At 56.0% G+C, this 22354-nt stretch carries 22 protein-coding genes and 1 pseudogene; 18 read left to right on the top strand and 5 right to left on the bottom strand.

The annotated features are described in order from the left end of the window. Nucleotides 1-185: 185 nt before the first annotated feature. The 10 genes from PGX44_RS11960 to dprA all read left to right on the top strand — a co-directional run bounded on the left by PGX44_RS11960 (nucleotide 186) and on the right by dprA (nucleotide 8920). Entirely contained in the window at nucleotides 186-905 is a 720-nt protein-coding gene (locus PGX44_RS11960) for a hypothetical protein (RefSeq protein ID WP_498855525.1), read from the top strand. A gap of 299 nt (nucleotides 906-1204) precedes the next feature. After that, nucleotides 1205-2167: a serine O-acetyltransferase EpsC gene (gene epsC / locus PGX44_RS11965; protein ID WP_498855526.1), complete on the top strand. Its 963-nt coding sequence runs from the start codon at nucleotides 1205-1207 to the stop codon at nucleotides 2165-2167. Nucleotides 2168-2285: 118 nt separating this feature from the next. Beyond that, nucleotides 2286-3164 carry a 50S ribosomal protein L11 methyltransferase gene (gene prmA / locus PGX44_RS11970; RefSeq protein WP_498855527.1) on the top strand — a complete coding sequence of 293 codons (879 nt, stop codon included), beginning with the start codon at nucleotides 2286-2288 and terminating at the stop codon, nucleotides 3162-3164. Then, nucleotides 3165-3893 carry a 16S rRNA (uracil(1498)-N(3))-methyltransferase gene (locus PGX44_RS11975; protein ID WP_498855528.1) on the top strand — a complete coding sequence of 243 codons (729 nt, stop codon included), beginning with the start codon at nucleotides 3165-3167 and terminating at the stop codon, nucleotides 3891-3893. It begins immediately after the preceding gene. Next, nucleotides 3893-5218: a tRNA (N(6)-L-threonylcarbamoyladenosine(37)-C(2))-methylthiotransferase MtaB gene (mtaB, locus tag PGX44_RS11980; protein ID WP_498855529.1), complete on the top strand. Its 1326-nt coding sequence runs from the start codon at nucleotides 3893-3895 to the stop codon at nucleotides 5216-5218. Before PGX44_RS11975 ends, mtaB begins: the two co-directional genes overlap by 1 nt. Beyond that, on the top strand, nucleotides 5219-5563 hold the full coding sequence (locus tag PGX44_RS11985; protein WP_186504300.1) for a histidine triad nucleotide-binding protein: 345 nt from the start codon (nucleotides 5219-5221) through the stop codon (nucleotides 5561-5563). Next, complete coding sequence (locus tag PGX44_RS11990; RefSeq protein WP_498855530.1) at nucleotides 5548-5754, top strand: hypothetical protein; 207 nt, start codon at nucleotides 5548-5550, stop codon at nucleotides 5752-5754. Before PGX44_RS11985 ends, PGX44_RS11990 begins: the two co-directional genes overlap by 16 nt. A 159-nt stretch (nucleotides 5755-5913) precedes the next feature. Beyond that, on the top strand, nucleotides 5914-6282 hold the full coding sequence (locus PGX44_RS11995; RefSeq protein ID WP_288201607.1) for a YraN family protein: 369 nt from the start codon (nucleotides 5914-5916) through the stop codon (nucleotides 6280-6282). A gap of 15 nt (nucleotides 6283-6297) precedes the next feature. Continuing rightward, entirely contained in the window at nucleotides 6298-7812 is a 1515-nt protein-coding gene (locus PGX44_RS12000) for a YifB family Mg chelatase-like AAA ATPase (RefSeq protein WP_498855531.1), read from the top strand. A gap of 4 nt (nucleotides 7813-7816) precedes the next feature. Then, the gene (gene dprA / locus PGX44_RS12005; RefSeq protein WP_498855532.1) at nucleotides 7817-8920 is read left to right on the top strand and encodes a DNA-processing protein DprA; all 1104 of its coding nucleotides are present in this window, start codon (nucleotides 7817-7819) and stop codon (nucleotides 8918-8920) included. A gap of 82 nt (nucleotides 8921-9002) precedes the next feature. On the opposite strand, the gene PGX44_RS12010 is transcribed toward dprA, so the two are convergent. After that, nucleotides 9003-10475 (bottom strand): amino acid permease, encoded by a 1473-nt coding sequence (locus PGX44_RS12010; RefSeq protein ID WP_498855533.1) that lies wholly within the window; start codon nucleotides 10473-10475, stop codon nucleotides 9003-9005. Between the two features lie 346 nt (nucleotides 10476-10821). Between PGX44_RS12010 and PGX44_RS12015 the strand changes: the two genes are divergently transcribed. Further along, entirely contained in the window at nucleotides 10822-11187 is a 366-nt protein-coding gene (locus PGX44_RS12015; protein ID WP_498855534.1) for an ACT domain-containing protein, read from the top strand. Between the two features lie 3 nt (nucleotides 11188-11190). Here the strand turns inward: PGX44_RS12015 and PGX44_RS12020 are convergent, their stop codons facing one another. After that, a complete protein-coding gene (locus tag PGX44_RS12020; protein ID WP_498855535.1) occupies nucleotides 11191-12138 on the bottom strand; it encodes a helix-turn-helix transcriptional regulator in 948 nt (315 codons plus the stop codon). A gap of 153 nt (nucleotides 12139-12291) precedes the next feature. On the opposite strand from PGX44_RS12020, the gene PGX44_RS12025 reads away from it, so the two are divergent. The 3 genes from PGX44_RS12025 to PGX44_RS12035 are packed head-to-tail and all read left to right on the top strand — an operon-like array spanning nucleotide 12292 to nucleotide 14039. Further along, nucleotides 12292-12981 (top strand): iron-containing alcohol dehydrogenase, encoded by a 690-nt coding sequence (locus PGX44_RS12025; RefSeq protein ID WP_498855536.1) that lies wholly within the window; start codon nucleotides 12292-12294, stop codon nucleotides 12979-12981. Nucleotides 12982-12984: 3 nt separating this feature from the next. Continuing rightward, nucleotides 12985-13455, top strand: coding sequence for a dehydroquinate synthase/iron-containing alcohol dehydrogenase family protein (locus PGX44_RS12030; protein ID WP_498855542.1), 471 nt, complete (start codon nucleotides 12985-12987; stop codon nucleotides 13453-13455). Between the two features lie 17 nt (nucleotides 13456-13472). Further along, a complete protein-coding gene (locus tag PGX44_RS12035; protein ID WP_498855537.1) occupies nucleotides 13473-14039 on the top strand; it encodes a sugar O-acetyltransferase in 567 nt (188 codons plus the stop codon). A 95-nt stretch (nucleotides 14040-14134) separates the two neighbouring features. On the opposite strand, the gene PGX44_RS12040 is transcribed toward PGX44_RS12035, so the two are convergent. Genes PGX44_RS12040 through PGX44_RS12050 form a run of 3 tightly spaced genes read right to left on the bottom strand, consistent with a single transcriptional unit; the run spans nucleotide 14135 to nucleotide 18247 of the window. Next, on the bottom strand, nucleotides 14135-14830 hold the full coding sequence (locus PGX44_RS12040) for a Crp/Fnr family transcriptional regulator (protein ID WP_289002056.1): 696 nt from the start codon (nucleotides 14828-14830) through the stop codon (nucleotides 14135-14137). Nucleotides 14831-14841: 11 nt separating this feature from the next. Continuing rightward, nucleotides 14842-16488 carry an ABC transporter ATP-binding protein gene (locus tag PGX44_RS12045; protein ID WP_498855538.1) on the bottom strand — a complete coding sequence of 549 codons (1647 nt, stop codon included), beginning with the start codon at nucleotides 16486-16488 and terminating at the stop codon, nucleotides 14842-14844. Further along, on the bottom strand, nucleotides 16478-18247 hold the full coding sequence (locus PGX44_RS12050; RefSeq protein ID WP_498855539.1) for an ABC transporter ATP-binding protein: 1770 nt from the start codon (nucleotides 18245-18247) through the stop codon (nucleotides 16478-16480). Before PGX44_RS12050 ends, PGX44_RS12045 begins: the two co-directional genes overlap by 11 nt. Nucleotides 18248-18384: 137 nt before the next feature. Between PGX44_RS12050 and PGX44_RS12055 the strand changes: the two genes are divergently transcribed. From PGX44_RS12055 to PGX44_RS12070, 4 genes and pseudogenes are all read left to right on the top strand, one after another. After that, the gene (locus tag PGX44_RS12055; RefSeq protein ID WP_498855540.1) at nucleotides 18385-18912 is read left to right on the top strand and encodes a nitroreductase; all 528 of its coding nucleotides are present in this window, start codon (nucleotides 18385-18387) and stop codon (nucleotides 18910-18912) included. Nucleotides 18913-19123: 211 nt separating this feature from the next. Then, nucleotides 19124-19659 (top strand): annotated as a pseudogene (locus tag PGX44_RS12060) (flavodoxin family protein). Nucleotides 19660-19697: 38 nt separating this feature from the next. Then, nucleotides 19698-20279, top strand: a complete 582-nt coding sequence (locus PGX44_RS12065; RefSeq protein WP_498855541.1) for a TIGR04076 family protein — start codon at nucleotides 19698-19700, stop codon at nucleotides 20277-20279. Nucleotides 20280-20755: 476 nt separating this feature from the next. Beyond that, nucleotides 20756-22063, top strand: coding sequence for an MFS transporter (locus tag PGX44_RS12070; protein ID WP_186504286.1), 1308 nt, complete (start codon nucleotides 20756-20758; stop codon nucleotides 22061-22063). The last annotated feature ends 291 nt before the right edge of the window (nucleotides 22064-22354 follow it).

Below are 22354 nucleotides of genomic sequence, written 5' to 3' on the forward strand. Positions count from 1 at the left end.
ACAAAAGAATTAAAAAATTATTGTTGACCCCTTGACTTATGGTAGCAGGTCTTTCTCCCCGGAGAAAGCAAGTTATGTTATAATCAATCATACAGTCTGTTTACAAGAAAACGGTTTATTTTTCCCGAAGAGAAAGGAGGTAGCAGACCGATTCCTCAACTACACACCGGTCTGCCATTTCACCAATGAAGAAAAAACTCTTAGTTCCCTTCCTGTTATCCGCTTTTGCCATGTTCGCCATGACTGTTCAGGCAAATTATTCCCAATGGTCCGATCCTGGCCATGCCTTTCAAAAGGACCGCATCATCTACACGGCTACAGTAAATACCGATGCCGTATCGGCGGCCCAGGCATCTGAAAGCCGCTCGTTTCAGATTGTTTTTAATCAAAAAGCGGCTGAAATGAAAGATGTAAAGGTTATTACGGCACCGCTCCAAGGGGCAGCGGCTATTTTGCCAGGCGCAGCAATTCTGCCGGGCAGTACTACTGAAACTGCCCAGACACCGGCACCGGAAACCACCAGCACGGCCGTGCGTATTCCCCAGGCTGCTGTGGATGCCCGGGCCGATCTCTACGTTGTCCCCACGGTGACGCGCTGCGAAAAACGAGTAGGCGTCATCCCAGCCAAGACCCAATGGACCACCAAAGAAATCCACGAAACAGTCCACGATAAAAACGGCTACCACGACAAAGTACGCCAAATCCCTGTTCCGGAAACGACTCCCGAAAAACGCTATGTCATGATGTATTTGACTGTCCGTTTTGATGCGTATGACATGAAAACCGGGGCCCTCGTATTCACGTGTGAGGATGCCCGCGACAAAGAACAGAATACTGATTTTAAGGGCATGTATACCCGTATTGTAGACAAATTCTTCAAAAACCTGAACAAACAAATGAAATAAGCGTTTGACAAAGAAAAGGCGGCTGCGGCCGTCTTTTTGCTTTATCCCTTTCCCAGACTACGGCAGCACTCTCTAATCTGTTTACGCTGTACGCCTCTCATGCGATACTCAGCTTCCGTCTGCTTTTTGTTCTCACTCTATCGGCCACTGTCTCTTAAGAGAAAGTCTGGGCCCGTCCATAGGTGTCCTTTCTGCCTCTCATTCTCAATACCAGCACCTATCTTGACAATAAGTGACTAAAAGTGTACTATAAAAGTATTATTTTACTAACTAATCAGGTAAAGAAGAGGAGCGGTAGTATGGGGGAATTAATGACGAGTCAGATTCAAGGGGTTATCGATAGTATTTTGGCGGATTATACGCATGAGGGGAATCGTGAGGTCGATAAGCTGGATATTTTCAATAAGCCGTCTAAGAAGACGGTGGTTTCTATTGTCGATAAGCTGCTGCGGATTATTTTTCCAGGTTATGTGAAGGACAAGACGTACCGGTTTTATGATATTGGCAATAACCTGACTGTAGTGATTGAAGATGTGGCATATAATTTGACGAAGCAGATTGCCATTGCTTTGCGCTACAAGGGGATGACGCAGAATGTGGAAATCGATCATGTCGAGGACCGGGCGGAGCAGGCGACGCTGACGCTGCTGAAGACGATTCCTAAGATCCGCGAGTACATCGAAACGGATATTGAGGCTATTTTTGAAGGGGATCCGGCGGCAGAGAGCAAGGCGGAGGTTATTTTCTCGTATCCCGGTTTGTTTGCCATTTCCATTCACCGTATTGCCCATATTTTGTACAAGATGCAGATTCCTATTATTCCCCGCGTCATGGCCGAGTATGCCCACAGCAAGACGGGTATCGAAATCAACCCCGGTGCGGAGATTGGCAAGTACTTTTTCATCGATCATGGTACGGGTATTGTCGTCGGCGAAACGACGATTATTGGCGAGCATGTCAAGCTTTACCAGGGCGTGACCTTAGGGGCCTTGTCTCTCAAGGATGGCCGCAAACTGCAGCACAAAAAGCGTCACCCGACCATTGAAGACAACGTGACCATTTATTCCGGCGCGTCCATTATGGGCGGCGATACGGTCATCGGCAAGGGCTCCGTCATTGGCGGGAACGTCTTTATTACCAAGTCCGTCGAGCCGGGCACCAAGGTCAGCGTCAAGAACCAGGAGCTGCGCTTTGATGCGGACAAGAAGGCTGTAGAGCCTGTGGCAGATGAAAACGATGAAACGTGGTTCTATATTATCTGATACGAAAAGAACCCGGGCTTTTGTCCCGGGTTCTTTTACATTATACGGCTTGAAATATGGTATAATATTTCTTGTAAACAGCTATTAACGATTTGTCATAGAAACGGGGGAATATACCATGGAATATAAAGAGATGGATCTCATCGTACCGCAGGACTATGCCGACTTGGCTTCACTGATCTTGTGTGAATGCGGCAGTCAGGGTACGGTTTTGCACGATGACGAAAACCGCGGCGATGACGTCCGCATTACGGCGTATTTCTCCGCCAGCGATACCGGGGCAGAGCAGCAGATCCGCGACAAGTTGCGCGAGCTCCAGAGCCGTGATTCGCGCCTGGGCCATTGGCATTTGTCGTCTAAGGATGCCAACGACAAGGACTGGCTCTATACGTGGCAGGATTATTTCCACGCCCAAAAGGTGTCGCCTCATTTCTGGGTCCAGCCGGCGTGGGAAACGATGACGCCGCCAGCCGGTGATGCAGTGATCACGATTGACCCGGGCGTCGCCTTTGGCAGCGGCCTGCACGCGACGACGGGCATGTGTATCGCCTATTTGGAAGAGGTCGTAAAGCCCGATTCCCTGGTCTACGATATCGGTACAGGCACGGGGATCCTCGCCATTGCCGCCGCCAAGCTGGGCGCAGCCCACGTGACGGCTGTCGATCTCGACGCCCAGGCTGTGAACCAGGCCGTCGTCAACGTAGACTTAAATAATGTAGAAAACGTCGTCGAAGTCTTAAACAGCGATTTGCTCGACGCCATTTCCGAAGACGGCCCTGCAGCCGATGTCATCGTGGCCAATCTGGTCACCAATGCCGTCCTGGCCCTCTTGCCGTCTATGCAGCGCTACTGCAAGGCAGGGACGGAAATCATCGTCAGCGGCATTATCGACGACCGTATCGGAGAAATCCGCCAGGCTGCCGCCAAGGAAGGCTACACCTGGGTGGCTGATACACTGCGCGATGGCTGGTATGCCGTCCGCCTGAGGAGAGACTGAATGCGAAAAGTTTTTACGAATACACCGATTAGCGGGCCTTTTTTGCTGAGCCCGGACGATACGCGCCACGTCATGACCGTCCTGCGCCACCGTGTAGGCGACACGCTGGCCGTGACGGACAGTACGGGCCAGACCTTTTCCTGCCGTATTACAGAAAGCGACGGCCGTCAGGCAACGCTCGAGCCCCTAGAGCTTCTGGAAGCGAGACAAGAACGGCAGGGCGAGGTCATTTTGGCAGCAGGCCTCCTTAAAAACGACAAGTTTGAATGGGTCGTCCAAAAGGCCGCCGAGCTCGGCGTGAGCCGCGTCGTTCCTGTACAAATGGCCCATTGTGTTGTAAAATTAAATGATGCGCGCCGCAAGGATCGCTGTGCGCGCTGGCAGAAAATTGCTGCCGAAGCGGCCAAGCAGTGCGGCCGTAACGATATCCCGCAGATCGGCGACGTCGTCTCCTTTGAGGGCCTCGTCCGGGACTACGGTGACAAACCCTTTCTCATTCCCTACGAACGGGAAACGCGCCCCTTGCGGGACGTGTGCGCCAGCGTGCAGACCGGCGACGTCGTCATCTGCATCGGCCCGGAAGGGGGCTTTGCGCCCGAGGAAATCGCCCTGGCCGAAGCACGCCTCGCCGCCTGTGCCACGGTCTCTCTGGGACCGCGCATTTTGCGGGCCGAAACGGCGGCCCTTGCGGCCTTGTCCATTATTATGTATGAAAGAGGATTTACGTAATGCCAACCATCGCTTTTGCCACTCTCGGCTGCCGTGTCAACCAGTATGACACAGACAGCCTGCGCGGCCTTTTTATGGAGGCCGGCTATACAGAAAAAGAATTTCATGAACCAGCCGACGTGTACGTCATCAATACGTGCTCGGTGACGCACGTAGGGGAGAAGAAATCCCGCCAGCTCATTCGCCGCACGAAGAAGATGAATCCCCAGGCGGCCGTCGTCGTCACGGGCTGCTACGCCCAGCTCGATCCGGAGCTCTTGTCGTCCATGCCCGACGTCGATGCCGTCATCGGTACGAACGAAAAGAAACGCATCGTGCCCATCGTGGAAATGCTCCTCGGCCGCGGCGGCCACGCCGATAGTGACGCCGTAACCGCCGTGCACAACGTGCGCCAGGCCGATACATTTGAAGAAATTCCCTTGTATCCCTCGGCCGTAGAACACACGCGGGCAGACCTGAAAATTCAGGAAGGGTGCAATAATTTCTGCTCGTACTGCATCATTCCCTATACGCGGGGCGCACTCAAGTCGCGGCAGCCCGATGCCGTCGTAGCCGAAGCCAAGCGCCTCGTCGCAGCGGGCTTTAAGGAGCTGGTCCTCACGGGGATCCACCTCGGCGCCTACGGCAAGGACCTGGAGGAAAAGCCGACGCTGGCCCTCATCGTGCGCCGCCTCCTGGCCGAAACGGACGTACAGCGCATCCGCATGGGTTCTATTGAATCGATCGAAGTCGATCCGGACCTGATGGCGGTCATGAATGAGTCAGACCGCGTCTGCCCCCATTTGCACCTGCCCCTGCAGTCCGGCTCGGATGCGATTTTGAAGGCCATGAACCGCAAATATACGAAGGCCGAGTTCTTCGACCTCATCGATACCTTGCGCCAGCAGATTCAAAACCTCACCATTTCTACGGACCTCATCCTCGGTTTCCCCGGCGAAACGGATGAGCTCTTTGAAGAAACGATGGAATCGCTGGAACGCTTGAAATTTTCCCACATTCACGCCTTCCCCTATTCGCCCCGTCACGGTACGCCCGCGGCGACCATGGCGCACCAGGTGGAAACGGCCGTGAAGAAGCAGCGCGTCGAACGCGTACAGGAACTGTCGGCCCGCCAGAAGCACGCGCTTTTGGAAAGCATGGTCGGCTCTACGGTCCACGTGCTCATTGAAAAACAAGACCACACGACAGGCGAAGGCTTTTCGGAAAACTACGAACGCGTCAGCGTCAGCGGCCTGGCACCTGATCAGGAGGGGGCCATCGTAACAGTTGCCGTAACCGGCACCGATGGCAATACATTACTAGGTACGATCAAGGAGGAGATTTAGATGGAAGACTGCTTATTCTGCAAAATCATTGCCGGTGACATTCCGAGCACCAAGGTATACGAAGACGACGATTTCTTCGCCTTCAAGGATATCAACCCTGTAGCACCGGTACACGTACTGGTCATTCCGAAGAAACACATTCAGAGCATTGCGGCCCTGACGCCGGATGATGCGGCAGTAGCCGGCAAGATGCTCTTTGCCATCCAGAAAGTAGCTGAAACGCTGGGCCTGGCCCAGGACGGCTACCGCGTCGTCTTCAACACCGGTGAAAAAGCCGGCCAGACGGTACACCACATGCATGCCCACATTCTGGGCGGTAAGGAAATGGCATGGCCGGGAGTATAAAGGACGAGCCCACTGTCCGTCCTATGCGGGTCCGCCGCCGGCGCCGCATCGTGCGGGTCCCGTCGGAGCCACAGCAGCCGCCGCGGCGTAAGCGCCCGCAGCAGAAGCTCAATTCGGGCACGCTCATCCGCATCATTTCCATTGCCATTATGGCCGGCATCATGGCCTATCTGATCTTACACATGAAATAAGCAAACAGCCTTGTCAGGAATACTCTGGCAAGGCTGTTTTTTTAATGCTCCTCTCATTTTATTTTAATCTTCTTTTCATCTCTCTCAGACGATTCTCATCTCCTTCTCAGGCGCTTCTCAGATTCCTTTGCTATAGTGGAACCAGCGAGGTGAGTAAACGTGCTGAATAAGGAAAAACAACTGGGCCAGCGCGGCGAAGACGCAGCGGCCCGCTATTTGGAAGAGCAGTGCGGCTATACGATTTTGGACCGCAACTACGGCAGGACGACCGGCGAAATCGACATCATCGCCAAGGACGGCGACACGTGGGTCTTTATCGAGGTCAAGACACGGACGTCTTTTTATTATGGCTGGCCGTCTGAAGCCGTAGAAAAACGAAAGCAGCGCAAAATCGGCCGCACCGCCGAGGCCTATTTGTACTACCACCATGGCTGGGACCGGCCGTGCCGCTTTGACGTCATCGAGATTATTCAGGACCCGCGGCAGGAGCTGAAATTGAATCACATCAAAAACGCCTTTTGGCTGTGACGCTGAGGAGGACGAATGTTTGCACGTGTCTATGGAGCCACCATTTTAGGCTTGCAGGGAAATATGATTACAGTAGAAACGGATATTGCCAACGGCCTGCCGGCCTTTGAAATCGTCGGCATGGCGGCTACGTCCGTAAAGGAATCGAAGGAACGCGTCCGGGCGTCCATGAAAAACAGCGGCTATGAATTTCCCATGCGCCGCATTACCCTGAATCTGGCGCCGGCAGAGCTGAAAAAGGACAGTACCGGCCTCGACTTGGCCATTGCCATAGGCATCATGGTCTCCAGCGGCCAGATCCCGCCGGCCAAGACCGAAGGCTGCCTCTTTGTGGGCGAGCTCTCCTTAGATGGCAATATCCGCCCGGTCCACGGCATCCTCTCCATGCTCATTCAGGCCATGGACGAGGGCTTTCACACGGTCTTTGTCAGTGAGGAAAACGCAGCCGAAGCGCTGCTCTGCAAGGATATGACCGTCTACGCCGTCACGTCCCTGCGCCAGGTCATCCGCCACCTGACAGAAGCAAAGAAAATAGAGCCTGCCGCCGCAGCCCGCGTAGCGCCGGAGGAGCACGTCTACAGTGCCGATTTTTCCGAGGTCCAAGGCCAGTTCCTGGCCAAGCGGGCCCTTGAAATCGCCGCTGCCGGCGGCCACAACATCCTCATGATCGGCCCGCCCGGGTCGGGCAAGACCATGCTGGCCAAGCGCCTGCCGTCCATTTTGCCGCCCATGAATCTGCAGGAATCGCTGGAGGTGACTAAGATTTACTCCGTAGCCGGCCTCTTCCGCCAGGACCGGATGATGACCGAACGGCCCTTCCGCAGCCCGCACCACACCATTTCCTCGAACGGCCTCATCGGCGGCGGTACGATCCCCAAGCCCGGCGAAGTGACGCTGGCCCACAACGGCGTTCTCTTTTTGGACGAGCTGCCCGAGTTTCCCCGCTCGGTCCTGGAGGTTATGCGCCAGCCCCTGGAAGACGGCCAGGTCCACATTGCCCGGGTCAACGCGTCCCTTACCTATCCGGCGCGCTGCATGCTCGTCGCCGCCATGAATCCCTGCTGCTGCGGCAATTATGGCTCCGACGAAATCTGTACCTGTACGGCTGGGGAAATCCGCCGTTATGTCCGTAAGATTTCCGGGCCCCTTTTGGACCGCATCGATCTGCACGTCCAAGTGAACCGGCCCTTGTACGCCGAGCTCGTTTCGGCGGTACCCCAGGAATCGTCGGCAGCCATCCGCGAACGGGTCCTCGCCGCACGGCAGCGCCAAAAGGAACGGCTGGCACCGTACCACCTGGTCTGTAATGCCCACATGGGACACCGCGAATTAAGGGAAACGTGCCACATTACAAAAGAGGCGCAGGAGCTCTTGCAGCAGGTCTTCGACAGCCTGAAGCTCAGTGCCCGCAGCTACGACCGCATCATCAAGGTCTCCCAGACCATTGCCGACCTGGCCGGTGACCGCGACATCGAAGCCAAGCACGTCGGCGAGGCCGTGAGCTACCGCAATAAACTGCAGAGGACGTAAGCCTATGGAAACGTGGACAGACGAACAGCGCTACACCGCGGCCTGGCAGGCCCTGAAGGGACTGGGCTCGCGGCGCATCCGCCGTCTCGTAGACTACTTTGGCAGCGCCCGGGCGGCCTGGACGGCACCGGCAGACGAGGTCATCCGGGTCGCGGCCTTAGGCAGCAAGCTGGGCGCCACCGTCGACGCAGCGCGCCGCCGCTTTGACTGGGACCGGCAGGAAGCGGACCTGAAGCGCTACGGAGCCCGCCTCGTGACCTGGCGCAACGAGGCCTATCCCTATTTACTGAAGGAAACGTGCAACGCACCGGCAGTCCTCTTTTATCAGGGAACCCTCACAGAGACGGACAAACGCGTGGCCATCGTAGGCTCCCGCAAGGCCAGCCCGTACGGCCTCAACGTGAGCCGCCACGTCGCAGAAACATTGGCCCGTAACGGTGTGACCATCGTCAGCGGCGGCGCCCGCGGCATCGATACAAAGGCCCACAAGGGGGCCCTGCACGTACAGGGGCAGACACTGGTCGTCATTGCCAGCGGCCTGGACCGGACGTATCCGCCGGAAAACAAGCGCCTCTTTGCCGAAATCTGTGAAAAGGGCGGGGCCATCGTAACGGAATTTGCCTTTGGCAGCGAGCCTGTGGCCCAGAATTTCCCGGCCCGCAACCGCATCATTGCCGGCCTTTCACGCAGTGTCATCGTCGTCGAAGCAGCCCTGCGGAGCGGCTCTCTCATTACGGCCGACTTTGCCCTCGAAGAAGGCCGCGACGTCTTTGCCGTACCGGGAAGTATTTTTTCCACCCAGAGCCAGGGGACGAACCACCTGATCCGCATGGGCGCCGCCATCCTCACAGAGGCTGCCGACGTCCTCGACGAATACGGCTGGGAGAGCGAAGAAGCCGGGCAAAAAACAAATGCAGCAGCCGCCCTTACGGACGCCGGGAAAGCCGTCTGGGAAGCCCTCAGCGAAAGCGAAGCCCGGCCCCTGGATGAGCTGGTCGTAAGGACCAAGCTCTCCGCCGCCGACGTGCAGGTCAGCCTCCTCCAGCTCACCCTGCACAACCTGGCCGAAGAAACCATCCCGGGCCTCTTTTTGCGCTGCCTCGGATAGAGACAAAAAAAGACCGGACCCGGACAGCGGGGATGGCTGTCTGGGCCCGGGTTACGGAAGTGGATACTTCGAGGAAATACTTTTAGTGCATGCTGATGGTGCGCGTTTCTTCGCCTTCCGGCAGGACCGGTGCGGTCTCTTCCGCAGCCGGTGCCGTACTGCGGCGCAGGGTTGTCAGGAGACTGTGCTTGTAGCCGTAGCCAAAGTAGATGACCAGACCCAGGGCCAGCCAAACGACGAAACGGATTTGTGTTACTAAGGGCAGCATGTAAATGAGGATGCCGCAGAATATGATGGACAGGGCCGGTACGTACGGCACGAGCGGACACTTGAAGGCACGGGACTGGTCCGGAGCCTTTTTGCGCAGGAGAATAACGGCAGCCGAGACGATGATAAAGGCACAGAGCGTACCGATGTTGGTCATTTCAGCGACGATATTGATGGGCAGGAACCCGGCTGTAATGGCCGTCGACAGGAAAACCAGGACAGAGCTGCGGACCGGCGTCTTATATTTCGGATGGACGTGGCCAAAGAATTTCGGCAAAAGACCATCGCGGGACATGACGAAGAGAATACGGCTCTGGCCAAAGCTCATGACCAGGAGTACCGACGTGAGGCCGCAAATGGCGCCGACGGAAACGGCCGCAGCGCCCCAGTGATAGCCTACAGCCTGCAGGGCAAAGGCAACCGGTGCCGCCGTCGTCTTGAAGGCCAGGTACGGGACCATGCCTGTGAGGACAGCCGAAACGGCGATGTAGAGAATGGTGCAGATGATAAGCGAAAGGATAATACCACGAGGCAGATCGCGCTGCGGATGTTTTACTTCTTCTGCAGCCGTCGAAACGGCATCAAAGCCGATGTAAGCAAAGAAGATGATCGAAGCGCCTGTGAGGACACCGGACAGGCCATAGGGCATAAAGGGAACCCAGTTGGCGGCATCGACATGGCTTACGCCTAAGGCCAGGAAAATACCGACGACGGCGAGCTTGATGGCGACGATAATGTTGTTCACCCAGGCACTCTGGCTGACGCCACGGATATTGATGACGGCAATTGCTACGAGAATGAGGACAGCCGGCAGGTTGACGATGCCCCCGTCGTAGGGAGCGGCGATCAAGGCATGCGGCAGCGTAATGCCCAGATTCGTGAGGATATTATTGAAATACCCGGACCAGCCAATGGCGACGGTAGATACACCGAAGGCGTATTCCAGCAACAGGTCCCAGCCGATGATCCAGGCCCAAAATTCGCCTAAGGCCACGTAGCCATACGTGTAGGCACTGCCGGCAACCGGTACCATGGCTGCGAACTCCGCATAACAGAGAGCGGCACAGCCACAGGCTAAGGCTGCGATGATGAACGAAATGACCAGGGCCGGCCCGGAAAAGTTGGCCGCCGCTACGCCGGTGAGGACGAAAATCCCCGTGCCGACGATGGCGCCGATACCGAGCATGGTCAGGCCGAACGTACCGAGGACACGGTTCATGCCGCCGTCCTGCTTTGTTTCCAGCATGAACTCGTTGATGGACTTGGTTCGAAAAATGTGCTTCTTCATGTGAATTCCCCCTTGCAAGACAAATTCCCCTCAGTCCCTGTGCCTCCCCTCAGACGCGCAGGGACTTTCAATCGTTAAACGTTTTCTATGAAGCGTTTAACTATGTTTTGCATTCTACACCCGATTTATTAATTTGTAAAGATAAAAATACAAAATAATTTAAAATAATATAGTAAAACGCACGTAATCTTAAATTTGTTTCAAAATAATGATGATTAAATTAAAAAATAAAAATGATTGCAGTGCATAGAGGTGCCGGAAACTCGTTTGTGTGGTATCATAAAAAAAGCGTCCCCTGTACGCGCAACCGATAGCGCAGGGGACACCTGAAAAAGGAGGCACCACGATGATTTTAAAACCACTGCATGTAGATTTTTCTGTCTGCCAGGTAGGAGACTATTCCCAGACTGATCTGACCGGGACGTACTGCTTCATCGGTAAGACGGACGAAGAAAACTCCCTCGTCTGCCCGTCTGCCGCCGTACCGGCTAACGCGACGAAATGCGATCCCGGCTGGCAGGCCTTCCGCATTGAAGGCGTGTTGGACTTTTCCCTCATCGGCATTTTGTCTAAGATCAGCACCATCCTGGCCGACAACGAAATCGGCATCTTTGCCGTCTCGACGTACAATACAGACTACGTCTTTACGAAGGCCGAGCAGTTTGACCGGGCCCTCGCTGTCCTGGCAGCAGCGGGCTATACCATCGCCTGAGCCTCAGTCCTGCTGCCGCGGCGTCGTGCCGTAATAGGATTTGTAGGCCCTGTAGAAATTGCTGCTATCCTTATAGCCCAGGAGAGCGGCAATTTTTTCGATGCTCAGCTGTGTATTGTCTAAAAAGAGGGCGGCCTTGCGCATGCGCGCGTCTGTGACGAGAGCGGAAAAATGGTTTCCCGTGAGCCTTGGCAAGAGGCGCGACAAGTAGACGGGATGGTAGCCGAAGTGGCTGGCCAGGGAGCGCAGGGTCACCGTGTCGGAGTGGAGGGCAATGTAGTCGCACAGGGCCTCTGCCGCCGTAGGTCTCGCCGGTTCCTGGCCGACATGATAGCTTCGGGCTATGTATAAGAGAAGCGACAAGGTCAGGGCCTTGAGGATTTTTTGGCTGTCCTCTTTCTTTTCTACGTATTCCACCAGCATCAGGTCCAGGAGCTGCCAAATGGGCGAGTCGTCAGGGAGCGTGAGGCGGATGAATTCGTCAGCGTATTTATTCTTTTGCGGCTCCAGGAAAAAGCGCAAGAGCGCCGTATCGGCCGAGAGGGGTTCCAGGTATTCCCGGAAAAAGGCTTCCTTTTGGATGAGCAGGCCCACGATGGTCGTTTCTTCGTCGCCGTCCTTTTTCATGGCGTAGCCGCTGTAGGGCTGGCCGATGTAGCAGTCGCCGCAGTGCAGGGTGATGCGGTTGTTGTAGCGCGCACTCAGGGCATCGTAATCGCCGCCGTAGGCAAAATTGAGGAAAAAGAAATCCTGGCGGTGGAAACGTTCATCGATGTGGGCGCCGCGAAAGGCACAGAGCATGACGTCCTCGTCGGCTTCGCCCAGCCACTGGGAAATGAGCTCTGTCCGCCCGCCTGACGGATCGGGCCGGAAATCCCAATGGAGATGGGGAAAACGCTCGCTCAACTCGGTTAGTGCCGCCGCGACGGTTTCATTTCTTGCTTCTGGCATAGCTTTCACCTCTAGTAAAGTTAATATTTGTCACTATTAATCTTAATCTATGGCACTGTTTTTTTCTACCCCTTTCGCTACAATAATACACGAAAGGACAGGCATACAGCCTGTCTGAAATCTACGTATTACAAAGAAAAGGGGAGAAGATATATGTATCATTTTACATTCCACATGCCGGCTAAGGTGTTGTTTGGGCCGGGAACATTGCAGGAACTGCACAGTGAAGCACTGCCGGGCAAAAAAGCCCTCATCGTCATCAGCAACGGCACGTCGGCAAAACGCTTCGGCTATTTGGCGGCTCTCGAAAAAGAACTGGACCAGGCCGGCGTAACCTATGAAGTCTTTGACCAGATCCGTCCGAACCCGACGAGCGACAACGTCATGGACGGCGCAGCCATGGGCAAACAGACAGGCTGCGATTTCGTCATCGCCTTAGGCGGCGGCTCCGTCATGGACTGCGCCAAGTGCATTGCCCTCATGATGACCAACCCCGGTCATATTTGGGACTACAGCCTCTCTGTCAACGGCGGCAAAAAACAGGCACCGAACGCAGCGGCTCCCATCGTAGCCATTACGACCTCTGCCGGCACAGGCTCGGAAGTCGACATGGCGTCGGTCATTACCAACGAAGCTACCCAGGAAAAGACGGGCATTTTCTTCCCGTCCATGCTGCCGGTCTTGTCCGTCGTCGATGCCAACCTCATGCGCAGCGTACCGCCGAAATTCACGGCCTACCAGGGCATGGATGCCTTCTTCCACGCCGCCGAATCGGTGATCTGCAAGAACGAACATCCCATGGGCGAAATGTTTGCCTTAAAGGCCATTGAACTCATTGCCTAGAACCTGCCTCAGGCCTATGCCAACGGCGACGATATGGAAGCCTGGGCCAACGTAGCCCTGGCCAATACGCTGGCCGGCTTCTACATGCTCTGCACATCCCAGCATACGATGGAACACGCCATGGGCGGCTACCACGATAACCTCGTTCACGGCGCCGGCCTGATCATGCTGTCCCATGCGTACTTCGATTTCTTTGCCTCCCGCAAGGCCTGCGAACCACAGATGATCAAGATGGCCAAGGCCATGGGCGTCGCAAACGCGACGAGCGGCAAGGATTTCATCAAAGCCCTGGACGACCTCATCGCGTCTGTGGGCTGCGCCGACTTGCGCATGAGCGACGCCGGCATTACGCGGGACGAACTGAAGAAATACCCAAAGCGCATCCACGAAGTATTAGGCGGCGACATTACAGCCGACCCGCTGCCTCTGTCGGATGACGATTATCTCACTATTTTTGAACAAGCGTACAAATAAGAAAGGAATGGATATCTATGACGGAATTGGAAAAACTGCAGGCTGGCCTGCCCTATGATGTAAATGACCCGGAGGTAAACGCACGCAAGCTCAGTGCCGCTACGGGCTGTGCCCGCTTGGAGGCCATTCCCGTCACAGATGCAGCCGCTAAGGACGCCGCTATCCGCGACCTCTTTGGCAGCGTCGGCAAGAACCCGAACATCCTGCCGGGCTTTTACTGCGATAATGGCAAGAATATCTCTGTGGGGGACGAATTCCTTGCCAACTATCGCGTGACCATCCTCGATATTGCGCCGGTACGCATGGGCAATATCGTCTGGATCGGCCCGGGCAGCCTCTTGTCGACGGTAAACCATCCCCTCAGCCGCGACGGCCGCCGCAAGCACCTGGGTATTGCCAAACCCATTGTCATCGGTGACGACGTCTGGATCGGCGGCAACGTCACCCTCGTCGCCGGCGTCCACATCGGCAACAACGTCATCGTCGCTGCCGGTGCCGTCGTGACAAAAGACGTGCCGTACAATACCCTCGTCGGCGGTGTGCCGGCCAAGAAAATCAAAGACCTGCCCCTGACAGACGAATAGACAGGTAGACGTAAAAACCGGGCTCTCCCGCATAAGGAGACCCGGTTTTTTTGCGTTATACATCATTTGTTGTAGAAGCGGAAATACAGGTTTTGCTATACTGTAGGCGTTGGAGGTGCCAATGTTTCGCCGGAGCACAGGGCCATGAGCCCGTCGGCATCTAAGATGGTAATGGCCTTGCGCTTCGTCTCGATAATGCCGCGGTGGCGCAGCTCCGTCAGGCCGCGGCTGACGTTCATGAGGCTCACGCCCAGCGTATCGGCCAGCTCTTCCTGGGTCAGCTCGTGCAGGAGATTTTGCCGGCCCGTATCGCTCAGCTTCAGGAGATAGAGGAGGTTGCAGAGCCGCACGAAGGAGCTGTTGTATTCCTGATGGCCGCTGTCGTAGATGAGGAGATTCGTATACGACGAGAACCAGTCGATGACGTGGCGCACGAGGGTGAAGTTTTCGGCGAACATGGCGGCGAACTGGTCCTGCGTATATTCGTAGGCCTGGACGTGCGTCATGGCCGTACTAAGGAGGGATTCCTCTATTTGGTAGTGCAGGTAGTGGAAGCCCGGGAAAATCGTGCCGCCGGCGTGAAAGGATATGATTTTCCGGTGGCCCGTCTCGTGGACCAGGTAGTTTTGGACGACGCCGGAGCGGATGTAATGGATGCGGTCGAAGGGCTCGCCAGGCTCCCACAGGTAGTCGCCCTTGCGGAAGGAGACGTCCTTGTGGGGACAGGCGGCAAAGTAGCTTTCTAAGTCGCGGAAATCGCCGGCAAAGATATATTTCGGTGTACGGGACATGGGCTTGCCTCCTAGGTCAGGTGGATTTTCCGCTTGTCCTTCATAATCGTCGACAAACGGTGGGAAATGGAAAGAACCGTCCGGCCCTCTGCCGCAGCGGCCAGGGCCTGGAGGACGTCCTGTTCGGTCTGGCTGTCTACGTTGGCCGTAATTTCGTCGAGGAGAAGGACCTTTGGCGAAAGGACAACCGCCCGGGCAATGGAGAGGAGCTGAAGCTGTCCCCGTGAGAAAAGGGACAGACTCATGTCCGTGTCGAGACCCTTGGGCAGGGCGCGGACGACACCTTCCAGGCGGGCCAGACGCAGGGCTTCCCATACGGCCGTGTCCGTAATGGCCGCGTCAAAGAGGGTGATCTGCTCGCGGAGCGTGCCGACGACAGGCTTAAAATCCTGTTCGACGCAGCCGTAGAGCTGCCGTTTTTCTCTGGCCGTAATCGTCTCGGGCGCCCGGCCAAAGAGGCGGATGGAGCCGCCCTGCGGCGTGTAGAGGCCCAGGAGCAGGCGGAAAATGGTGCTCTTGCCGGCACCGCTGCGGCCCAGGAAAAAGACGTGTTCTCCCGGCGCAATCGTAAAGGACAGGTGCTGCAGCACAGGCTGGTCCGGCACGTAGCCGAAGGTCACGTCGTCAAAGACGATGGCTGCGTCTTCCTGTACGGGACGGGCAGGTGCCGGTGGGACGAGTTCCGGCTCATTCAAAAATTCGCTGATATGGCGCAGGCCGGCAATGGCGGTCTGGATATTTTGCAGCTCCATGCCGATATTTTCAATCGGCGTAAAGATCTTGGCCACGTAGGAAATGACGGCTACGGCCGAACCGACGCTGAGGCCAAAGAGGGACTGCAGCTCCAGGCCCGACACGGCGGCGATCATCATGACGGCGACGACGGCGGTCTGGACGGTCTTGATGATGGGTGAGTAAATGCCATCGTAGAAATTGGAACGGTTTACGGCTGTATAGCTTTCGCTGATATACGTGTCGTACCGGTCTTCCATGTAGCGTTCCTTGCCCAGGACGTGGATCATGCGGATATTGCGGATCGTTTCCGGGACGTGGTTGCTCACGCGGCCAATGGCCTGGCGGTTATCGCGCTGGGCCGACAGGGTAGAGCGCTGGAAATGGCGCGTCAGGAGAAAGAGGAACGGCGTGAGGATGACCAGGAGGATGCCCAGGCCGGGACATTCGTGGAAGATGATGAACAAAATGCCGATGAGCTTGAAGCTGTCGGCCAGCATGCCTACGACGCCGTCGGAGTAGAGCGTGTCGATGGTGTCGCCGTCGTTGACGAAGACGCTCGTAATGCGCCCGGCCGGGTGGGGCGTAAAATAGGCTGCCGGCAGGCGGTCGAGCTTGGCACAGAGGACCGAGCGCAGGCCGTGCGTAATCTTTTGGCCGAAAATGGTAATGGCACTGTTTTGCGCCGTTTCAAAGAGGTCTGATATGACGACGAGAAAAAGATAGAGCCCGGCCAGCGTAAAGGGAATCGCCTGGCCGGCCGTGAGGCTGTTGATGACTTCCTTTAAGACGAGGGGTGGCAAGAGGCTCGTTATGACCGACGCCGTAATCAGGGCGATGAGGACGACGACGGCCTGGGGATGGGCCTCTAGGGAGGCTTTGACCGAGGCCTTGACCGGTGTGTAATCGGCTCTCTTAGCGTGCATCGTAATCGACCCCCTCTGCTTGCTTGCGGTAGAGTTCGGCGTAGGCGGGACAGCGGCTCATAAGCTCTGTATGGGTGCCGCACGTGCCCGTGCCGTCGTGGAGAAAGAGGACCCGGTCAAAATCCGGGAAATGGAGGAGCCTGTGGGAAATGTAGAGGATGACCTTGTCCTGGCCGGTGGCGCGCAGGTTGGCCAGAATGCGGCCTTCCCCTTTGGGGTCGACCGAGGCCAGCGGGTCATCCAGGACGACGATGGGCTTTACGTGGGCCAAGGTCCGCGCCAGGGCGATACGGGCCTGCTGGCCACCGGAAAGCTGGGTGCCGCTGCTGCCGGCTACGGTTTGGGCCTGGTCCGGTAAGGCGGCAATTTCCTCGTCGAGGCAGACGCTTTGGAGATAGGGCCAGACGTCGATGGGATCGCCCAGGGCGATGTTTTCCTCTATGGTCGCCGTCATGAGCTCCGGCTCGTGGCCCATATAGGAAATGTACGACCGCCGTTCGGCCTGCGTGAGGTCCCGGAAATCGCGGTCGCCCAGGCGGATTGTCCCGCGCCACGGGACTTCATCGATGAAGAGCTTGCCGAGCATGCTCTTGCCAGAGGCGACGACGCCTGTAATGCCGATGATGTCACCGGGCTTTGCCGTAAAGGAAAGGTGCGCTAGCGACGGTGACGACGCGTCGTAGCGGCAGGCTACATCCGAGAGCGTCAGGGTTACCGGTGCCGCCGGGGCGGCTGCCGCCTGCGCGGGCTCAGCGGCCTGGGCGACGTGGAGGCCTAGGAGGGGCTTTAAGCGCTGCCATGAGACCTGGGCTTTTTGGACGGCGTTGAAGAGCTTCGCTGCGTGGCTGGTCTTGATGGCGAGCTTTGTAAAGCAGGCGACGTACGTCGTAAAGCTGGCAATATCCCAGGCCGTCCAGCCGTCGCCTAAGACGTTGCGGCCGCCGAAGTAGAAGATCATGAGCATGCCGCCCATGGCGATGGCGTTGTAAATGGGCATCATGCTGCCTTCGAAGATGTTGGCTTTGGCACTGGCTTTTTCGTAGGCCGTGAGCTGTGTTTCGTAGCTTTGGTCACGGCTTTCTTCGCGGCCGTTGATGCGGTACGTCAGGGCGTGGCTGATGCGGTCCATGGTCATCAGGTTGAGGCGTCCTTCGGCGCCCTTGTAGGCGATATTGGCGCGGCTTACGACGTGCTTCAGACGGTTGGCCAGGACGTAGGCTACGGGAATCATGCAGCAGGCGAGGAACGTCAGGCGCCAGTCGTAGACGAGGAGCATGACGAAATAGACCATGAGGGCGATGCCCGTATCGAAGATTTCTGTCGTAAATTTCCGCATCCCTTCAGAGCAGGCATCGACGTCGGATACGGCCTTGGTCATGAGGTTGCCCAGGTTTTCCCGGCCCAGCTCGTGGCGGCTCATGTGCACCAGGGAATGGTACAGCGTATGGCGCATGATCCAGCTGATTTGGGCGGAAAAAATGCGTACGCTGTAGCGCTTGCCGGCGCGCATGGCCTGGACCAGGCCGAGGACGACGACGTAGGCTGTAGCGATTTTTACCATATCCATAGGGACTGCGTCGTGGCGCAGAATATCGTAGAGACACTGGGCCATGAGGCCTTCGAAGTAGGGGCCGGCGCCGAGGCCGAGGTTGTAGAGGAGGCCCGTCACGGTAACGATACCGAGAATGGGCAGCTCCCGTTTAAAATAGGAAAGAATGCGGTCCGGATGATCGATCTGGCCCTTTGTAATTCCTATCATGGAAATCAGCTCCTTAGGCTGCGTTTGCCGTACCAGGCAAGGACGGCAAAATACGCCCGGGCCGGCTAGGCCGTACAGGGCGCAGCGATTGCAAAATATAATACATCTAATTTTAACACCGAAGAGGAGGAAAAGAAATGAATGACATGATAAAAGCGATGGAAGAACGACGCAGTATCCGCAAGTACAAACCCGATATGGTGCCGTGCGACGTCGTCGACCGGATTATTGAAGCCGGCCTCTACGCCGCCAGCGGCATGGGCAAGCAGGCGACGAAAATTATTGCTCTTACGAACAAAGAAATCCGCGACGACCTGTCTAAGCTGAACTGCAAAATCGGCGGCTGGGACGAGGGCTTCGACCCCTTCTACGGCGCACCGGTCGTACTCATTGTCCTGGCTGACAAGACATGGGTCAACCACGTCTACGACGGCAGCCTAGTCATGGGCAACCTCATGCTCGCCGCCTATTCCGAAGGCATCGGCAGCTGCTGGATTCACCGGGCCAAGGAAGAATTTGAGCTCCCCTATGGAAAGGAACTCCTGAAAAAACTGGGCATCGAAGGCGAATGGGAAGGCATTGGCCATTGCGTCTTAGGCTACGCCGATTGCCCCCATCCCGAAGCAGCCGCACGCAAAGAACACCGCGTCTACTACATAGAATAATCCAATCGCTTTCCCTTAGGGGAAAGTCCCGCGAGCGGGGATAGAGGGGGGATATAAAAAAGTCCCGCGAAGCGGGGATAGAGGGGATAAGCAAAAGAAAGTCTCGCAAAGCGGGGACAGAGGGGATAAGCAAAAGAAAGTCCCGCGAGCGAGGACAGAGGGGATAAACAAAAGAAAGTCCCGCGAGCGGGGACAGAGGAGATAGAAAAACATGAACGTATTCGTCATCACCGGCAGCCCTCACCGTCACGGCTGCTCGAATTACTTGGCTGAACAGGCCATAGACGGCGCCCGCGCAGCAGGTCATACTGTCGACCGGGTGGATGCGGCCTTTGTGGACGTCCATCCCTGCATTGGCTGCAATCATTGTGAAAGCGGCAAGAACCCGTGCATCTATGACGATGCTATACGGACATTTACAAAAAAATAGAAAAGGCAGACGCCCTGATTTACGCGACGCCCTTGTATTACCACGCCGCGTCGGCCCAGTTTCTGGCCCTCATCGACCGTTATCACGGCATTGACGACCATATCCGCGGCACCGGGAAGAAATGCATCCTCCTCGTGACCGGGTCCAATCCGGATCCGTCCTTCATGGATGGCATGCGCATTTGGTTCCAGACGGATATGCGCTACTTAGGCTGGCAGGCCGCCGGTGCCGTCTACGCCCACGGCTGCACCGATGCCGCCCATTTAGCGGGCACGGCCTTTGCCAAGGAAGCCTATCGCTTGGGTAATACATTGTGAGTAAAAAGCTCTTAAAAAGATAAAAGGAGGCAGCTTTCATGCAATACAAAGTCAAAGTCACGGTTATCGATAAAAAACTCTATCCGGAATTACAGGCAGCCTACTGTGCCGACCCGCAGTCCGGCGCCTGCCCGTGCTACAATGTAGGCGATACGTTTGTCTTTGAACGCTATGGCCTTACGGATGATTTCTGGCACATGGGCCTTAATACGCTGAAAAAGACGAGCTACACGGCTGACGGCGTGGCCGGCGGCCCGGCTATGCCCCACTGTTCGGAAGCGTGGGACGCCATTGCCCGCTATATCTATACGGGCCTGCAGGGTGGCTCCATCATGCGCGGCTGGATGCGCGACGAACACCAGATGATCGCCTGCTGTTCTGATGGCACGCGGCCAGTCATTTTCCGTATTGAACGCCTCGATTACAAGCTCGTCCACGTGGCTGACGGCGCCGCCTTCCAGTCCTTAGTGGAACACTTTGCGTCCATACCGGGTGTACACGACGTACGGGTCCGGAAGGATTTGCAGGCCCTCGAAGTATACATGGACCGGAACGAAGAAGTACCCGATGCCACATTGCGGCAAGCTGCAGAGGAACGCGTCATTACAGCCATCGAATAGGCAGTTCGCAACGGCTAATTTTAAGTATATCGTTTAATGTGTTAGGATATATAACGTTTAACCGAAAAAGTTTTAAAAATTCGCTTGACAAGGTACCCTTTTTCGAGGATAATAAGCGCAACTCACTAATACAAGCACTACTTATCTGTAGTGCCGCATAGAGACGAAGAAAGGGAAAAGGTATGGTAGGGGATAGTCCTACAGAGAGCCGGTGCTGCTGAGATGCCGGTGGACATGTATCATATCGACATCACCCTGGAGTCGCTGTACTGAAGATGCCCGGGAGTCCTAGGTACAGCCGCTAGCCAGCGTTACAGGCTGTCTGTCACAAGGCATGAAGTATAATGACAGGGTGGTACCGCGAGACATCACCCCTGTTGCTCTAATATAGGGCAGCAGGGGTTTTTTGTACCCTCTGTGGCGGTTATTAGTGAGGAGTAGCGGTTCGATGTAACTGTATCGGAAGGGGTATGCTTATGGAAAAGACAATCTCTGCGGCTGTGTCGCAGGCAAAACAACGTACAATGACGAATTTTCGCTGGAAAATCGCCTTTCTTATTTTTCTCATCAGCTTTGTCGCCTATATGGATCGCGTCAACCTGTCCGTAGCAACACCCGTCATTATGCAGGAATTCGGTTTTACTAAAATGGACATGGGGTTTCTTCAGACGTGTTTCTTTGCGGGCTATGCGCTCATGCAGGTGCCTGGCGGCATGCTGGCTGAAAAATTTGGTCTTCGCAAGACCGGTGCCGGCGCAATTCTTTGGTGGTCCGGCTTTACGGCCCTGACGGCCTTTGCCCAGGGCAAGCTGAGCTTTGCTGCTGTCCGCTTGGCCTTTGGCCTCGGTGAAGGACCGGTATTTCCGTCCTTAGGCCAGGCTACATTCAACTGGTTCAATAAGGATGAAAAGGGCAAGGCCAGCTCGGCTATCCTCTTGGGGACCTTCTTTGGCCCCGTCGTAGGACCGATGGTCACAGTAGCACTCATGGCGGCTTTGGGCTGGAACGCCGTCTTTATCATCTTCGGCCTCGTCGGCTGTGTCCTCGCCTGGGTTTGGCATCGCTATGCCTGTGATGATCCGAAAGACAGCCCGTATGTAAACGCAGAAGAAGCTGCCTACATCAATGAAGGCCGCGCTGCTGCAAGCGAAAAGAAGACTGCTCCGTGGAGCCGCTTCCTCCGCTCGCCTCAGTTCTGGGCTGTTGGGATTCAGTTCTTCATTGTCGACTATATTATGTACGTCTTTTTGGCCTGGCTGCCTCTGTACCTCACGGAAGTACACGGCTTGTCCTTGAAATCCATGGGGATCTGGGCTTCCTTCCCGTGGATTGCCCTCATGGCCATGGTCTTTGTAGCAGGCTTCATTTCCGATAGAATGGCACACAGCAAGGACAGCAACCGCCAGTACACCATGCGTACGCTCACGGCCATTGCCGGCGTTGCGGTCACCTCCTTGGGCCTCTTCGTCGCAGCTAATACAGCCAGCGGCGCAGCAGAAACGATCTTCTGGATGAGCGTTTCCTTAGGTGCTTTGGGCTTCTCCATGAGCGCCAGCTGGTCTACAGTTATTTCCCTGGGCGGTAAATACACCGGTTCTGTATCGGGCTGGATGAACCTCTGGGGCAACATTGGCGGCGTCCTCGCACCGATCGTAACGGCTTTCTTCGTTACCAATTACGGCTGGAATAATGCCTTTACGTATACGGCCCTCTTTGGCGTCGTAGCCATCGTAGCCTGGATCTTTGTAAAACCGGGCAAGCAGTTGGCTGGTACGGAAGACTAAGAAGTATATATAGGATATAAAGAAAAGGCCTCGCACTGGGTTGGCATATGCCCGTGCGAGGCCTTTGTGCTGCTTTCTCCCTGTGCCTTCCCTGGAGGGAAGGTGTCACCATGGGTGACGGAAGAGTCGAAATTAGTGGTGATGACGTTGATGTAATAAAGCGGCCGATAGAGGTTGATACAAAAACATATCATTTCAACAAACTGCCTCTCTCCCCCGCGGCCCAGCCGCGCGTACTAGTACCATAAACATGTAGTGAATAGGTCGCTCCTATCCGCTGCACTTATAGTT

Origin of the sequence: Caecibacter sp. AF58-12pH5A, assembly GCF_027681725.1 — a bacterium.
GTDB lineage: Bacteria > Bacillota > Negativicutes > Veillonellales > Megasphaeraceae > Megasphaera > Megasphaera hominis.

Excerpts from the sequence above, each read along its gene's own strand:
- PGX44_RS11960 (WP_498855525.1), top strand. The coding sequence starts at position 186 with ATGAAGAAAAAACTCTTAGTTCCCTTCCTGTTATCCGCTTTTGCCATG.
- epsC (WP_498855526.1), top strand. The coding sequence starts at position 1,205 with ATGGGGGAATTAATGACGAGTCAGATTCAAGGGGTTATCGATAGTATT.
- prmA (WP_498855527.1), top strand. The coding sequence starts at position 2,286 with ATGGAATATAAAGAGATGGATCTCATCGTACCGCAGGACTATGCCGAC.
- PGX44_RS11975 (WP_498855528.1), top strand. The coding sequence starts at position 3,165 with ATGCGAAAAGTTTTTACGAATACACCGATTAGCGGGCCTTTTTTGCTG.
- mtaB (WP_498855529.1), top strand. The coding sequence starts at position 3,893 with ATGCCAACCATCGCTTTTGCCACTCTCGGCTGCCGTGTCAACCAGTAT.
- PGX44_RS11985 (WP_186504300.1), top strand. The coding sequence starts at position 5,219 with ATGGAAGACTGCTTATTCTGCAAAATCATTGCCGGTGACATTCCGAGC.
- PGX44_RS11990 (WP_498855530.1), top strand. The coding sequence starts at position 5,548 with ATGGCCGGGAGTATAAAGGACGAGCCCACTGTCCGTCCTATGCGGGTC.
- PGX44_RS12000 (WP_498855531.1), top strand. The coding sequence starts at position 6,298 with ATGTTTGCACGTGTCTATGGAGCCACCATTTTAGGCTTGCAGGGAAAT.
- dprA (WP_498855532.1), top strand. The coding sequence starts at position 7,817 with ATGGAAACGTGGACAGACGAACAGCGCTACACCGCGGCCTGGCAGGCC.
- PGX44_RS12010 (WP_498855533.1), bottom strand. The coding sequence starts at position 10,475 with ATGAAGAAGCACATTTTTCGAACCAAGTCCATCAACGAGTTCATGCTG.
- PGX44_RS12015 (WP_498855534.1), top strand. The coding sequence starts at position 10,822 with ATGATTTTAAAACCACTGCATGTAGATTTTTCTGTCTGCCAGGTAGGA.
- PGX44_RS12020 (WP_498855535.1), bottom strand. The coding sequence starts at position 12,138 with ATGCCAGAAGCAAGAAATGAAACCGTCGCGGCGGCACTAACCGAGTTG.
- PGX44_RS12025 (WP_498855536.1), top strand. The coding sequence starts at position 12,292 with ATGTATCATTTTACATTCCACATGCCGGCTAAGGTGTTGTTTGGGCCG.
- PGX44_RS12035 (WP_498855537.1), top strand. The coding sequence starts at position 13,473 with ATGACGGAATTGGAAAAACTGCAGGCTGGCCTGCCCTATGATGTAAAT.
- PGX44_RS12040 (WP_289002056.1), bottom strand. The coding sequence starts at position 14,830 with ATGTCCCGTACACCGAAATATATCTTTGCCGGCGATTTCCGCGACTTA.
- PGX44_RS12045 (WP_498855538.1), bottom strand. The coding sequence starts at position 16,488 with ATGCACGCTAAGAGAGCCGATTACACACCGGTCAAGGCCTCGGTCAAA.
- PGX44_RS12050 (WP_498855539.1), bottom strand. The coding sequence starts at position 18,247 with ATGATAGGAATTACAAAGGGCCAGATCGATCATCCGGACCGCATTCTT.
- PGX44_RS12055 (WP_498855540.1), top strand. The coding sequence starts at position 18,385 with ATGAATGACATGATAAAAGCGATGGAAGAACGACGCAGTATCCGCAAG.
- PGX44_RS12065 (WP_498855541.1), top strand. The coding sequence starts at position 19,698 with ATGCAATACAAAGTCAAAGTCACGGTTATCGATAAAAAACTCTATCCG.
- PGX44_RS12070 (WP_186504286.1), top strand. The coding sequence starts at position 20,756 with ATGGAAAAGACAATCTCTGCGGCTGTGTCGCAGGCAAAACAACGTACA.